This window comes from Ruegeria sp. CDSC052, from assembly GCF_059610685.1.
On the sequence record NZ_JBXWOB010000018.1, the window covers coordinates 46,196 to 61,853 of the forward strand.

The following is a 15,658-nucleotide window of genomic DNA, read 5'->3' on the forward strand; positions in this document are numbered from 1 at the left end:
GAGCCTTTGCTAACCGTTGATGTCCGAGTTTTGCACAACCTTGCCAATTCGCGCGATCATGAAATCCATGAACAAACGCGCCTTGGGATCCTGGTGACGTCGATGGGTATAGAGACACGCCATCTGAACAGAGACAGGAGGTGTCTCCTTTGCAACCACCACCAGACGTCCTGCCTTGAGATGTTCCGCTGCCTCAAACACAGGTTTCATCGCGATCCCCTGCCCTGACAACGCCCAATCGGTCAAAACATCTCCGTCATCGCATTCAAACCGGCCCGACACGGCATAACGTCTTGGCCCGTCTGGAGTTTCCAGCATCCACTGAAACTCTGCGGCGCCGGGATACCGCAGGTTAAGACACTCGTGCTTGTCGGACACAAGATCGGCTCCGTTTTGCGGCATCCCCCTGCGTTTTACATAGTCCGGTGCGGCACACAGAACCCGCGCGCAATCCGCGATCTTGCGAATACGCAGGGTGCTGTCCTCGGGCTGACCAATGAAAAAGGCCAGATCCAATCCTTCGGTCGTCAGGTCCACTGACCTGTCGGTCAGGCGCAATCGCACATCAATTTCGGGGTATTCCGAGAGAAAATCCGGCACATGTGGGGCTAATAACCTGCGCCCGACGCCCAAAGGCGCGGCTACGAACAGTGACCCGCGGGGGGCTTCGGTCAGGTGAACAACCTGCGCCTCGGCTTCATCTACGGCATCCAGGACCGCAACCGCTCCGGGGTAAAACGCACGTCCCTGCTCGGTCGGGCTGAGGTTACGTGTAGTCCGCTGAAACAGACGCACGCCCAAATGATCCTCAAGCTGCGATATTCGCGCCGAAGTCACCGCCGGTGAAACACGCAAATCCCTCCCGGCAGCAGACATGCTGCCCAGATCATAGACACGAACGAAGGTGCGAATATTGTCGAGATAGGACATCTTATCGTTTTTTTTGATACAGTTTGACAATATACGGGAATACCGAAGAAAAGCCAGTTTGCCTAGGGTGACTATAACCTACTGGAGAGAACTCTCATGTTTGAATTCGCCGTGTTCTGGGATTGGATGGCATTTGCTGTGCGCTGGCTGCACGTAATCACTGCTATCGCCTGGATCGGATCATCCTTTTACTTCATCGCTCTGGACCTTGGCCTGAACCGGGATATCCCCGGCCCCGCCGACGGGGAAGAATGGCAGGTACATGGCGGCGGCTTTTACCATATTCAGAAATACCTCGTCGCACCCGAGCGGATGCCGGATCATCTGACCTGGTTCAAATGGGAAAGCTATGCCACCTGGCTTAGCGGAGCTGCGCTGTTGATGATCGTCTACTGGGTTGGTGGAGAGCTTTATCTGATTGATGCCCAAAAGGCCGATCTGGCGCTGTGGCAGGGCATTCTGATCTCGGCTGCCTCGTTGACTATGGGCTGGCTTATCTACGACTTCCTGTGCAAATCCGGTCTGGGTGAGCGCCCAACATTACTGATGGTGCTGCTGTTTGTCCTGCTGGTGGTGATGGGCTGGGGGTACAACCAGATATTCACCGGGCGCGCGATGATGCTGCATCTGGGCGCATTCACCGCCACGATCATGACAGCGAATGTATTCTTCATCATCATGCCGAACCAGCGCATCGTCGTAGACGACCTTAAGAATGGCCGCACCCCGGACCCGAAATACGGCAAGATCGCCAAGTTGCGTTCGACTCATAACAACTATCTGACCTTGCCTGTGGTTTTCCTGATGCTTTCGAACCACTACCCGCTGGCCTTTGCCACCCAATACAACTGGATCATTGCGGCGCTGGTATTTCTGATGGGTGTCACAATCCGTCACTACTTCAATACACGCCACGCCCGCGCCGGTGATCCGACCTGGACGTGGCTGGTGACCGCTCTGCTATTCATCGCCATCATGTGGCTGTCCACCGCGCCTATGTACAAACCTCTGGAGGAGGCCGAGGCGCAGCCGCTCACCGCTTTTGAGCAGAAATACGCTGAAGCAGACGGGTTCGAACAGGCACATGATGTCGTTCTGGGGCGCTGTTCCATGTGCCATGCGCGCGAACCGGTTTGGGACGGCATCCTGTGGGCGCCAAAGGGCATTCTTCTGGAAACCCAAGGTGACATCGCCCGCAATGCGAAACAGATTTACCTGCAGGCCGGTGTCAGTCACGCCATGCCACCCGCAAATGTCACCTATATGGAACCGGAAGATCGCGCGGCGATCATTCGCTGGTTCCGCAATGCTGGCCTTTGAACTGGCACTGAGCCATCACTTGTTCCGTTAATTTTCTTGGCCAAACGATAAACGCTTCCCCTACACGATTACAGATGTTCTAACTATCCTTAAGGGGCCGCCACATCCGAAAAGGCGCCGAAATTAATTTCTAGTTGGGGCAGCTGGAGCCAATAGATGCAGCGAATAAGACAATGCAGCTTTGTGAGAAATTGTCTGTTCGGAATAGTCGTCGCCACATTGCCCACATCGCTGGCCGCATTGGAAACCGTCCTCACGGCACCGGGCGCTCCGAAAGCGCTGGTTGAACGGATCGAAGATACCGCATCGGTGACAACCGCAGAATCCCGCGGGCTGGACACGCCGCTTGAACTTTTGTCAGCGGCCCTGTCGGACTATACCACCATTGTTCAGATCCTCTATGACGAAGGCTATTTCAGTCCCGTCGTCAGCATTAAACTGGACGGGAAAGAGGCGGCGGAACTCAGTTCACTCAACGTGCCCAATCAGATCAACAAAATCGTGATTGCTGTTAAAACCGGCCCAACCTTCACATTTGGCCAGGCGGTGGTCCGGCCAATCGCGACCGAAACGGTTCTTCCCGAAGACTATGCGTCGGGCAAACTGGCCACCACCGGCGCCATTCAGCAAGCCGCGTCAGCAGGCGTGCAGGGATGGCGTGACGCTGGTCATGCCAAGGCCGAGGTCAGCGGCCAGAAAGTCATTGCCCGCCACGCCCAGGCAAAGCTGGATTCCCGCATTGACCTCGCCCCGGGACCGCGTCTGAGCTTTGGAAAAATGTACATCAAAGGCGACAGCGATGTTCGCCACAGGTCCGTCGAACAAATCGCCGGCTTCCCAACCGGAGAGGTGTATTCCCCCCAGCAGGTGCAAAAGGTCGGAACCCGGCTTCGCCGCACCGGCACGTTTAATATTGTCTCGATCGAAGAGCACGACACTCCCAACCCTGATGGCTCCCTGGATTTCGATGTCTATCTTGAAGACATGCCCAAACGCCGCCTGACCTTCGGTTTGGAAGTGGCCTCGCGCGATGGGATGGAGCTGTCGACGACCTGGACGCATCGCAACGTGTTCCGCCGCGCCCAACGGCTGCGGTTTGAGGCATCGTTGCGCAATATTGGCGGGGCCGAGGATCTGGACGGGCGCATCGGGCTGCGGCTGGATCAGCCCGACCGGCTGGGCCCCGATGACAGCACGTTCTGGAGCGCCCTTCTGGAACGTCGCAACACCGATAATTACAACGTGACTGTGACGTCACTGGCCTATGGTGCAAGACGCACATTTTCAGACCGCCTATACGCCGAAGCATCCGTCGGGTTTCAGTGGTCGGATGCGGATGACGCCTATGGCGACGGGCGTAAGTTCCGCTATTTCATCCTGCCGTTCCGATCGGAATGGGATGAGAGGGACAGCAAGGTCAGCGCCACCAGCGGCTATTACCTGGATGCCCGTGTGATGCCATTTGTCGGCCTGTCCGACACAGAAACAGGCCTCAGGATGTTTGCGGACGCGCGTGCCTATACCAGTCTGCGGACGCAAGGTCGTCTCGTGCTGGCCGGACGGGTCCAGATTGGGTCGATTGTAGGACCCGCCTTGGACGGGGTCACACCCGATTTCCTGTTCTTTTCGGGCGGTGCGGGCACTGTGCGCGGTCAGCCCTATGAAAGCCTCGGCATTCCTGTTGGCAATGAGGTTGCTGGCGGCAAGTCTTTCCTCGGTCTATCTGGCGAAGTTCGCGGCAAAATCACCGAGACAATATCGCTGGTCGGGTTTTATGATTATGGCGTTGTCGACACGTCCTCTTTTGTCAGCAGCGCTGCAGAGAGCCATTCCGGCGCCGGGCTTGGTATCAGATATGACCTCGGTGGTTTTGGCCCCCTGCGTCTTGATCTCGCCCTTCCCGTTCAGGGCGGCACCGGGGACGGATTGCAGTTTTACATCGGAATTGGTCAGGCATTTTGACACATCGTTTCTCATATCCAGTTTTGGCGGCTTTTCTGCTGTGGGTGCCCTACCCCGTTCTGGCGCAGGACGAAGGCGGCAGTATGCTAGAGCAGTTTCTGCAGGATACCCTGTCCGGTGATGATCAGAACGTAACCGTCAAAGGCTTGCAAGGCGCCCTCAGCGCACGGGCCACAATCGCAGAGATCACGGTATCGGATGATGAGGGCGTCTGGCTGACCATCAAAGATGCCGAACTGGATTGGAACAGACTGGCCCTGATACGTGGGCGGTTCTCGGTCAATGCGCTGACAGCGCAAGAGATCGACGTAGCCCGTGCGCCGGGCACCACAACCAAAGATGCCCCTCCTCCCTCTGCGGAAACCCAGACATTCCAGCTGCCCGAGCTGCCTGTCGCAGTTGAAATCGGCGAAATCCGCGTGGATCAGCTGTCGCTGGGGCAGCCACTGATTGGGGTAGCCGCCGACTTATCCGTCACCGGCAATCTGTCGCTTGCTGATGGAACGCTGGACACCAATCTCGACGTGGTGCGGCTGGATCGTGCCGGAGATGAGATCACACTGACCGCCGGGTTCGACAACTCGACAAGCGAGATCAATCTGGACCTGAACGTGGCCGAGGCATCCGGCGGGCTTATTTCGACCGCTTTGAACATTCCCGACAGCCCAACGATCGAGCTGACGGCAAAAGGTGCCGGACCGCTGACGGATTTCACCGCCGATATCGGGCTGAGCAGTGACGGGCAGCAGCGTCTGGCTGGGCAGGTTCGGCTTGGTTCGGCCCCTGACGACACTGCGGAAGGCATAGCATTTACCGCCGATCTGAACGGAGACCTGACACCCTTCGTCGGCCCTGCCATCGACCCGTTTTTCGGGACGGACTCGCGGCTGTTCGTGCAGGGTCAGACCCTGCCCGAAGGGGCGCTGGACCTGTCCGATCTTCAGCTTGCAACGCAGGCCCTGAACCTTGAAGGGAAGTTGGCCCTTGCCGAAGGTGGCACATTGCAGTTTGCCGCCTTGCAGGGACGCATTACCCCTCCGCAGGGACAGGCGGTCACGCTTCCGGTTGGCGGTGGTGACAAAACGATCAAGTCCGCGCAGATCTCGACCTTGTTTGATCAGAAAAATGGCAATCTCTGGGATCTTAGCCTGACAGCAGATAAGTTCAAATCCCCCCAAGCCGAACTTGAGAGCATGCAAATTATCGCGCAAGGCGTGCTCGATCAGACCCTTGGATTTACGGTGAACGGCGATCTGCAAGCCAGCGTCACGGGCATTGATCTGACCGATCCGAACCTGAATACAGCCGTCGGAGATCGCATCACGCTGGACGGGCAATTTGAGTATGGTGACGACCAGTCGTTGACATTGTCCGGTTTCGAACTGGTCGGGTCGGATTACACTCTGTCGCTGGACACGCTGATCAGTGGATTGACCAGCGGATTGGCTGTTGATGGCAAGGCTACGCTGGACGCCACCGACCTGTCCCGGTTCTCTGGCCTTGCCCAGTTGGAACTGGCAGGGTCGGCGTCGGCAGAGGTTCAGGGCAAGGGCTCTCCGCTTGAGGGCAGCTTTGACGGAAAAATTGTTGTTCAGGGCAACAACCTGTCGACCGGTCGCGACGATATCGACCCCGTAATCACCGGCCAGACCACCATCGCTCTGGATGCTCGTCGTGGGGCGGATGGAATATCCATACGCGAGTTCAAACTGAACGGTCAGGCCGCGCAGGCACAGGCCAGTGGCGAAGTGACCACGCCTGATGGCAATCTGACAATCGACGGTCAGGCCAGCCTCAACGCGCCCGACCTCTCGGTCTTTTCCGGGCTGGCCCAGCGGCAGCTTGGCGGGTCGCTCAGCGCACAAATGGACGGCAAAGGCACCCTGCAGACGCAAGAGTTTGATGGCACGGCCAGCATTACGACGCAGGATCTGCAGACAGGTATGTCCGAAGTCGATCCTCTGCTTGCAGGCAAAACCGTGATCACCTGGGATGGTGCGAAAACGGGAGACCTTATCGACATACGCAAAGCCACCATCAACGGACGGGCCGTGACAGCACAAGTAAGCGCGTCGATCAATGACCCAACCGACAATCTAGTTCTTGATGGTCAGGCACAGGTGACTGTCCCTGATCTTTCGCTATTTTCGGATCTCGCGGGCCGGGATCTTGCCGGGTCGGTTACCGCGGATATCAATGGCAACGGAGCTTTGTCCAGCCAGACCTTCGACATAGCCGGCGATGTCGATGCGCAGGACGTCCAGATTGGCATCAGCCTCGTCGACAAACTGATCGAAGGTCGAACGACGCTGCGTGTCGATGCCGAAAACAGTGATCAGGGTCTGAATGTCCAAAACTTCAAACTGCGGGGCACCGCCTTGACCGCAGACGCTTCGGGTCAGGTCAGCAAAGAGACCGGAGGGCTGAGCTATTCGGTAGAGCTGGACGATCTGGCGCGGATTTCCAAGACGTTGTCAGGACCACTGACGCTGGAAGGCAACGCCGCGCCAACAGCTTCGGGCCTTGAAGGAAGAGTCAGCTTGCGTGGGCCGGACAGTTCATACGCGTCGCTGACGGGGTCGGTCGGCTCTGACGGATCGGCAGACTTGGACTTTGACGCCGAGCTAAACAAGGTCGAGCGTTTCGCCCCAGATTTTCCAGGTACAATCACCGCCAATGGGACCGCAAAGCGCGAGGCAGGCGTCTGGACCATCAACTCTTCGGCGCAGGGTCCGGCACAGATCACCGGCGAAATCTCGGGCACGTTCGATGAAACCACAGGAAACGCCGATCTGCAGGCGCAAGGCGGGGTTAATATCGGTATCGCAAACCTGTTCATCACCCCCAACCAAATCGACGGGACTGCGCGGTACGACCTTAGCTTGAATGGCCAACCCTCGCTTGAGGCGCTCAGCGGGTCGATCACGACCTCTGGAACCTCGTTGGCGATACCGGGTGCCGGTCAGACCATTACCGGCATCAGCGGCGCGGTCGAGTTGGCCAACAACCGCGCCAACATCTCCCTAAATGGTGGAACCCGCGCCGGGGGTAATTTCACCGTCGCGGGCCCGATTGACCTGACGCCTCCGTTCAATGCGCAAATTACGACCACGCTCAATCGTCTCGTGCTGACGGATCAGCTTTTGTACGAGACGATCCTGAACGGGCAAATCGCAATGACCGGAGCTTTGGCCGGCAACAGCACAATAGTCGGGCAAATTACATTCGAAGAAACCAATATTAACCTCGCCGCCGCCTCGGGTGCGGTTGGCGCTGCGCCCATACCAGAGATCGAACATATCAACGAAAACGCGGCCAGCTATAGGACTCGGGAACGTGCCCGTTTGGTAAAACAGGACGATGCCACCCAAAGCGATTCCCGTATTGCGCTGGACATCGCTCTGCTCGCCCCCAAGGCCGTGTTTGTCCGAGGTCGAGGCGTGAATGCCGAACTCGGCGGACAGCTGTACATAGGCGGAACAACAACCTCGATCATTCCTTCGGGCCAGATCGCTCTAATCCGAGGCAATTTCGACATTCTGGGCCGCAGGCTGGCCCTGACAAAAGGGATCGTGACCCTACAAGGCGACTTGACACCCTATATCGAATTTGAATCATCAAACAGCACCTCGGACGGGACCGCTACAATCGAAATCGCCGGGCCGCTGGACGCCCCCGAGGTCAACGTGTTCTCGGATCCGGAACGGCCAGCAGAAGAGGCGCTGGCCATGCTGTTGTTTGGCAACCGTTTCTCTGAGCTGTCGCCCTTTGTCATTGCCCAGATGGCGGCTTCGCTGGCGCAGCTCAGCGGTGCAGGAGGGGATGCGACCAAGGGTCTGAGGGAGTCGACCGGTGTCGACACAGTCGATATCGGAGCAACGTCAAGCGGCGGAATTTTGGGCGCCGGGGCGTATCTGGGTGACAATCTCTATACCGATTTCAACGTGAACACCGAAGGAAATACCGAAGTGAACCTCAATCTGGACGTCACCGATAATATCACAATGCGCGGAACCGTTGACGGGCGGGGGGAAACGGGATTGGGTGTCTTTTTCGAGCGCGACTACTAATCCTGCGCGAAACTCTGCATCTGTGACAACAGTTTCGGGCCAAATCACAGGAAGGCAGGGAATTTCATTAACCCCTTTACTATCAATTTCTTAACATGACAGCGAATGCACAAGTCGCTCTATTCATTTCGTGCGACACGAATTTTCATTGCCGTTCGTTTCGAATTTTTGACGTTTCGTACCAATTTCATTGCCAGGTCCGTGCCTATGCAGGAAAAGAAGGCAGCGCCTGGTTTTGCGGCGTCTTTATCGAGTGACTTGTTGACCAGTACGACCTGATTATAGAGGGGGAAAAACTCAAAATCGGGGAAAGCAAAAGATCAAAATTCAAATCTTTTCATTACTAAAAATATTGAACTGCCCACCTTCCCATCCACTGCGTATTCTGTACCCAGCAGCGATGGGAAGGTGGATTATCTAAACGAACCGATAAGCCGGATGTTTCCGCCGAACGATGTCAGGTTTGTTGTTGTGAAGCTTTAACTGTTGCCGGGCTTTCCGCTGACGCCATCTCGGACAGCCAATCACGCACGGCGCCGTGCCGGCTACGGGCGATCGCGATCTTTTTGCCGCAGCCCAGAACCAGATATCCGACTTCATTCAGGCTTTTAGCAATATCCACACACCGATTAGCAACCCAAAAGGACCGATGCACCTGTAGGCCATAGCATTCTGGCATTTGCGATAGGATGCCTTTGAACGTTGAACGCACCAGCACTTCTTTTTCATCTACACGCAGGGTGACATAGTGCTGCTGAGCCTGAACGAACAAGATATCCTTGGCCAAAAAATTTTGCCCATTGGCGGACACTAAACCATTGGCCACAGGAACACGGGATTCCACTCTGCTATCCGGCTCGTCCTCGGGTTGCGGATCGCCGGCGCGCAGGCGGGCCAGATAAGGTGGAAAAACCCAAACGATTACGATCACTTCAATTCCAACGACGAGAAAGTACTGAGGCAGCAAAAGCGGCGAGTTTTCAAAGCTGAAAGACAGAAACGTACTGAAAACCATTGTCGTTGCGAATTGGGCAAACTTCATCGCCCCATACGCAACGGGAAAACATGTCAGCGGGGTGAAAAACCGTTTGATGCCCAGATATCGGCTGCAGACTGCCTCAAAAAGCAACATCAGAACCACCGAACCCATATACCCCAGCAATCCGAACATCCAATAGATCGATCGCCCCAGCCCGTTTAGCGGTTCAGCAAACAATGACGGCGTCGCACCAAGGAGCAACAGCATCAAAGCGGGCAGAAACATCAGGAAGTTTCTGGACAGGAAAAAACTAAGGACTTCGCTCAGGATCGCATCAACCGACATACCCGGCAATACGACAAACGAAAGCTCAGCCTGTTTCAAATCGTTATACACGTCTTGCGGTTTCATTCAGCCCTTGTTGCTCTGATCGCACTACTACCATCTATTTCGGCTTCGGCGCCTAGGCCCGACTGCCCACAGGTTCGGGCCCTGCGCAATCGGTTCCCCAATTTCGTTTCCAAACCCAATCAAGACCTAACCTCACGACCGCAAAATGGGCGCTTGGTGGCGTTTTCTTAGGTTTAAAATTGCTGAAACCAGAGAAATATGGCGCAAATGGCGCAAAGCTGAGTGGGAAATGCCTATTTCCCCGTTGACGTTACGGAAACCTAAAAGGGCGGCCTCGCAAGGCCGCCCTCAAAAACTCTACTCCGACACTCTTACTCAGCCGCGATTACGCCTTCGATCTTTTCAACGCGAATGGCCGAGAATTTGAACTCAGGGATTTTACCATAAGGGTCGATGGCCGAGTTGGTCAGGATATTCGCTGCCGCCTCAACATAGGCAAAGGGGATGAACACCATGTCCTCTGCAATCGCCCGGTCGGCACGCACCATGATCTCGATCGAGCCGCGACGGGTGGTCAGGCGAATGGTCTCGCCCGGTTCGATTCCCATCAGCTTTAGCTGACGTGGGTTCATCGAACAGTTGGCCTCTGGTTCAACCGCATCCAGCACCGTGGCCCGGCGGGTCATTGACCCTGTGTGCCAATGTTCAAGCTGACGACCCGTGGTGGCGATCATCGGATACTCCTCATCCGGCGCTTCATCCGGCTGGATCACACTGGCAGGAGTGAACTTGGCCCGCCCATCGGCACGAGGGAAGCCATCACCAAACACAATCGCTTGGCCCGGATCGGTCTCAGACAGCGACGGGTAGGTGATTGTTTCGGTCTCCAGCCGCTCCCAGGTGATGTTGTCGAGCGACGCCATGGTCAGCTTCATCTCGGCAAACACTTCGGACACATCCGAATAAGACCAGTTCAGACCAATGCGCTGCGCAAGTTCGACGGTGATTTTCCAATCCTCGCGCGCCTCACCCGGAGGCGCCACAGCCGGACGCACTCGTTGTACCTGACGGTTGGTGTTCGACACGGTGCCGTTCTTTTCATACAGCGCCGAGGCAGGCAGGATGATGTCGGCGTAGTTCGCCGTTTCGGTCAGGAAGATGTCCTGCACGATCATCAACTCCAGCTTGGCCAGCGCGTCCCGCGCGTGGCCTACATCGGGGTCGGACATGGCTGGGTTTTCACCCTGAATATACATGCCCTTGATATTGCCCGCATATGCTTGATCGATGATTTCAGTGACGGTCAGGCCTTTTTCGTTCGAGAAATCCTCAGATCCCCAGACCGAGGTGAACTGTGCCCGGATGTTGTCATCGGTCACCGTTTTGTAATCGGGCAGGAACATCGGGATCAGGCCCGCGTCCGACGCGCCCTGCACATTGTTCTGACCGCGCAGCGGGTGCAGGCCCGCGCCGGGTTTACCAACGTTGCCGGTCATCAACGCCAGCGAGATCAGGCAGCGCGAATTGTCGGTGCCGTGGATATGCTGACTGACACCCATACCCCAGAAAATAAGCCCGGCCTTGGCCTGTGCAAAGATGCGCGCCACGCGGCGCAGCTGATCGGGTTCGATACCGCAGATCGGGGCCATCGCCTCAGGCGTGAAAGCGCGCAGGTGCTCTTTTTCGGCTTCCCAGTTTTCGGTCCAGCGGTGGATATACTGGCTGTCATACAACTCTTCATCGACGATCACGTTCATGATCGCGTTCAGCATCGAGACATCGGCACCGGGGCGGAATTGCAGCATCTCATCAGCAAATTTACGCATGCCGACACCACGTGGGTCCATCACGATCAGCTTGCCACCGCGCTTGGTGAACTGCTTGAAGTAGGTTGCCGCCACGGGGTGGTTTTCAATCGGGTTGGCGCCGATGATGATAACCACGTCCGAGTTTTCAACCTCGTTAAAGGTCGCGGTCACCGCGCCCGAGCCCACGTTCTCGATCAGCGCCGCCACGGACGAGGCATGGCACAGCCGGGTGCAGTGGTCGACGTTGTTGTGTTTGAAGCCCTGGCGAATGAACTTCTGGAACAGATAGGCTTCTTCGTTGGTGCATTTGGCCGAGCCGAAGCCAGCGACGTTGCGCGGATCTTCATCACGCAGCGCCTTCAGCTTGGTGGCCGCCAGATCCATTGCCTCTTCCCAAGTCGCCTCGCGAAAATGAGTGCCCAGATTGCCCGGATCGACATTCAACCCTTTTGCAGGCGCATCTTCTCGCCGGATCAGCGGTTTGGTCAGGCGGTGTGGGTGGTGGATATAGTCGAAACCAAAGCGGCCTTTGACGCACAAGCGGCCTTCGTTGGCCGGGCCGTTGATGCCCTCGACATACTTGACCTTGCCGTCCTTGACCTTCAGCGAGACCTTGCAGCCGACGCCACAGAACGGGCAGACGCTTTCAGTTTCGCTATCGTAATCCTTGCTGTCTCCCTGCTGCTGATCGTCCAGCACTGTGGCAGGCATCAGGGCACCGGTCGGACAGGCCTGAACGCATTCACCACAGGCCACACAAGTTGAATCGCCCATCGGGTCGTTCTGATCGAACACCACCTGCGCGGTGTGACCGCGCCCGGCCATCCCGATCACATCATTGACCTGCACATCCCGGCAGGCCCGGACGCAGAGGTTGCAGTTGATGCAAGCATCCAGATTAACCCGCATCGCGATATGGCTGTCATCCAGCAACGGGATTTTCTCGACCTCTTTGGCCGGGAACCGGCTGTCGCTGACATCGTTCAGTTCGGCCATGTCCCAGAAATGGCTGGATTTGTCGTGGGCCTCTTCGGGTTGATCGGCGACCAGCAATTCCATGACCATTGCGCGCGATTTCTCGGCACGGTCGCTGTCGGTTTTCACCACCATGCCGTCCGCCGCAGGGCGAATGCACGAAGCGACAAGAGTGCGCTCGCCTTCCACCTCGACCATGCAGGCGCGGCAATTGCCGTCGGGTTTGTAGCCCGGCTGCGGCTTATGACACAGGTGCGGAATGGTGAACCCCTGTCCCTTGGCGGCTTCCCAGATGGTCCAGCCTTCGGGCACGGTGACGTCATTTCCGTTCAGATTGAAGGTGACGGTCTTGGTTGGGCTTGCATCAAGCATGGCTCTGTCTCCCTCAGATTTCGTCAGCGAAATGTTTCATGACCAGGCGGATCGGGTTCGGGGCCGCCTGCCCCAGTCCGCAGATCGAGGCATCGCCCATGACCTGGCACAGATCTTCCAGCAGATCCTGATCCCACTTGTCAGCCTGCATCAGCTTGACCGCCTTTTCACAGCCCGCCCGGCAGGGCGTGCACTGGCCACAGCTTTCATCCTCGAAGAAGCGCAACATGTTCAGCGCAGCATCGCGGGCCGTATCCTGATCGGACAGAACCACCACAGCAGCGGAACCGATAAACGTCCCGTGTGGTTGCAAGGTGTCGAAGTCCAGAGGGATATCATACATCGACGCAGGCAGCAGACCCGAAGACGGCCCACCCGGCTGATACGCCTTGAAAGTCTGACCCTCGGCCATGCCGCCAGCGGCCTCAATCACATCCACAATGGTCGACCCTGCGGGCAGTAGATAGACGCCCGGCTGCGCCACCCGGCCCGAGACCGAATAGCTGCGCAGACCCGTGCGCCCATTCTTTTCCGTGCTGTTGAGGCATTCCGGCCCCTCGCGGCAAATTTTCGACACCCAATAGAGCGTCTCGACATTGTGCACCAAGGTCGGACGGTTAAAGACCCCAACCTGCGCCACAAACGGAGGCCGGTGACGCGGCAAGCCTTTCTTGCCTTCGATCGACTCGATCATCGCGGATTCTTCGCCGCATATATAGGCACCGGCGCCCCGGCGCAGATCGATATATCCCTTTTCAATCAGGCCAGCTTGTTCCAGCTCGGCAATCTCGCGGCGTAGAATTTCCAGCACCGCCGGATATTCATCGCGCATATAGATAAAGCAGGTCTCGGCCTCTACCGCCCAGGCAGCTATTAGCATGCCTTCAAGGAAGACATGCGGCGTGCGTTCAAGGTAGTAGCGATCTTTGAACGTGCCAGGCTCGCCTTCATCGCCATTCACGGCCAGATAACGGGTGCCTTCGTTCATGCGAACGAAGCCCCATTTCTTGCCGGACGGGAAGCCAGCTCCACCCAGACCGCGCAAGCCCGAGGACAGGATGTCTTCCTGTACTTTCTCCCAATCACCGCTCTCGCGCAGCTCTTTCAGCTTTGCATAGCCGCCGTTTGCTTCATATGCCGCAAAGGTTTCATAGGCGGGCAGATGGGCGTGGGTATCATCCGCAGCAATCGCCGCCTGCACCTTTTCAGGGGTGGCATGGTCGATATGGTTATGCCCGATCTCCAGCACAGGCGCAGTATCGCAACGACCCATGCAAGGCGCACGCAGGACACGGACGTTGGAAGGATCAAGACCGTCTTCCAACGCCTTTTGCAACTGCTGGGCACCGGCCATTTCGCAGGACAGGGAATCGCAGACGCGGATGGTCAGCGCGGGCGGCGGGGTTTCATCCTCTTTCACCACATCGAAATGGGCATAGAACGTGGCGGTCTCATAGATCTCAGCCTGACCAATCCGCATCTCTACGGCCAGCGCAGCAATGTGGTCAGCGCTGATATGGCTGTGTTCGTCCTGAATCAGATGCAGAAATTCGATCAAAAAGTCGCGACGGCGGGGGCGATCCCCCAGCAAGCGCGCAATCTCGGCCGCCGCCTCATCCGTGAACTGACGGCCTTTAGGCGTGTGCCGCCCCTTGCCTTTACCTGACTTCCAGACGCCCTTTGGCGCGCCTGATGGCTTGGTATCTAATGGTGCCATGATGCCCTCCGATTCAGGCCCCGTGTCTCATCAGACTAGCATATCGTCAAATCGCATATTTCAATCGCACGATAACGACACCTTATCACCGCAAAGACGTCACCACCGCGCGCAACGCTCCAACCGTTGGCAGTTCCGGATCGCGTGTCAGGGTCGCCAGACAGATAGGTTTGCTGACCACCGGATCGACCAAAGGCAGAACCTTTGTTCCCTTCAGATCCCCCAACGCCCGTACTAACACGCGTGGCACCACGGTGGCCGCCAATCCCTCACGCGCCATGACCATTGAGGCAGTGAACCCGCTGGTTTCCGCGACCACATGAGGATGCAGGCCCTGTTCTGCGAAAATCCGGTCTAATATGCGGCGGTTCTGCATCTGCGGTTCAAGCAGGCTGACCGGAAATTCGGCGACCCGCGCCCAGGGAATTGGCCCCGTTTCGTCTGTCATATGAGACGGGATCAACAGGACATAGGTTTCTTCATACAGCGACTGTACCTGCCGCAAATCGGTGCCGATACTGTCGCCATATGTGATGCCCGCATCCAGACTGCCTTCGTCCAGCCGATGTTGAATGGCCGTAGCCGACATCGTTTCGATCCGAGTGATGATGCGCGGATGCGCCTGCTGTAGACGCTTGATCAACCGGCCCGTAAAGGCGATTGCAGTCGGGATCACGCCCAGTATCAGAGTCCCCGTGATTTCCCCCTTTGCCGCCTGCACCTGCTGTTCCAAGGCCTTGGTGTCGTCCAGAATGCGCCGCGCCCGCTGGACGATCATCTCGCCCTCTTCGGTCAGGCCCTGAAACCGGTTGGCGCGGCGGACGATGGACACGCCCAACCGATCCTCTAGGTTGCGAATACGCATAGAAAACGCAGGCTGGGAAATCCCGCATTCCTCGGCTGCCTTTGCAAAATGCCGGTGCCGCGCCAAAGCGCTGAGCAGTTGCAGGTCGCGGATTTCGATCATGTGGCGGCATCACTCATATCAGGTCGGTGCCGACACTAGCGGAATTCCTTGGGATACGGAAAGCAGGAGTTAAACCCGGCCCCTCCTCGAACCGATCCTTATTACCATTGGTAATGCCAAGTTTGGGCCTTAGGGTCAGGACTCATAGCCAATAGATGACGAGAGCTGCGATGGCGATTGCTGAGAGGAAGACCTTCGGGCACCTGT

General features: G+C 57.1%; 8 protein-coding genes. 3 read left to right on the forward strand and 5 right to left on the reverse strand.

The window, feature by feature from the left end:
* Positions 1-9: 9 nt before the first annotated feature.
* Positions 10-930 carry a LysR family transcriptional regulator gene (locus AC2FIM_RS19280; protein WP_281973831.1) on the reverse strand — a complete coding sequence of 307 codons (921 nt, stop codon included), beginning with the start codon at positions 928-930 and terminating at the stop codon, positions 10-12.
* A gap of 96 nt (positions 931-1,026) precedes the next feature.
* Here AC2FIM_RS19280 and AC2FIM_RS19285 point away from each other — a divergent pair, with 96 nt between their 5' ends.
* The 3 genes from AC2FIM_RS19285 to AC2FIM_RS19295 all read left to right on the forward strand — a co-directional run bounded on the left by AC2FIM_RS19285 (position 1,027) and on the right by AC2FIM_RS19295 (position 8,282).
* Complete coding sequence (locus AC2FIM_RS19285; RefSeq protein WP_281973832.1) at positions 1,027-2,250, forward strand: urate hydroxylase PuuD; 1,224 nt, start codon at positions 1,027-1,029, stop codon at positions 2,248-2,250.
* A gap of 156 nt (positions 2,251-2,406) precedes the next feature.
* The gene (locus AC2FIM_RS19290; RefSeq protein ID WP_496732280.1) at positions 2,407-4,212 is read left to right on the forward strand and encodes an autotransporter assembly complex protein TamA; all 1,806 of its coding nucleotides are present in this window, start codon (positions 2,407-2,409) and stop codon (positions 4,210-4,212) included.
* Positions 4,209-8,282, forward strand: coding sequence for a translocation/assembly module TamB domain-containing protein (locus AC2FIM_RS19295; RefSeq protein ID WP_496708347.1), 4,074 nt, complete (start codon positions 4,209-4,211; stop codon positions 8,280-8,282). Before AC2FIM_RS19290 ends, AC2FIM_RS19295 begins: the two co-directional genes overlap by 4 nt.
* Positions 8,283-8,739: 457 nt before the next feature.
* On the opposite strand, the gene AC2FIM_RS19300 is transcribed toward AC2FIM_RS19295, so the two are convergent.
* From AC2FIM_RS19300 to AC2FIM_RS19315, 4 genes are all read right to left on the reverse strand, one after another.
* Positions 8,740-9,672 (reverse strand): LytTR family DNA-binding domain-containing protein, encoded by a 933-nt coding sequence (locus tag AC2FIM_RS19300; protein ID WP_271952328.1) that lies wholly within the window; start codon positions 9,670-9,672, stop codon positions 8,740-8,742.
* 311 nt (positions 9,673-9,983) lie between these two features.
* Positions 9,984-12,767 (reverse strand): formate dehydrogenase subunit alpha, encoded by a 2,784-nt coding sequence (gene fdhF / locus AC2FIM_RS19305; protein WP_496732282.1) that lies wholly within the window; start codon positions 12,765-12,767, stop codon positions 9,984-9,986.
* 13 nt (positions 12,768-12,780) lie between these two features.
* Positions 12,781-14,484, reverse strand: a complete 1,704-nt coding sequence (locus tag AC2FIM_RS19310) for an NAD(P)H-dependent oxidoreductase subunit E (RefSeq protein ID WP_271952331.1) — start codon at positions 14,482-14,484, stop codon at positions 12,781-12,783.
* A gap of 85 nt (positions 14,485-14,569) precedes the next feature.
* Positions 14,570-15,451 (reverse strand): LysR family transcriptional regulator, encoded by an 882-nt coding sequence (locus tag AC2FIM_RS19315; RefSeq protein ID WP_142640095.1) that lies wholly within the window; start codon positions 15,449-15,451, stop codon positions 14,570-14,572.
* Positions 15,452-15,658 lie beyond the last annotated feature (207 nt).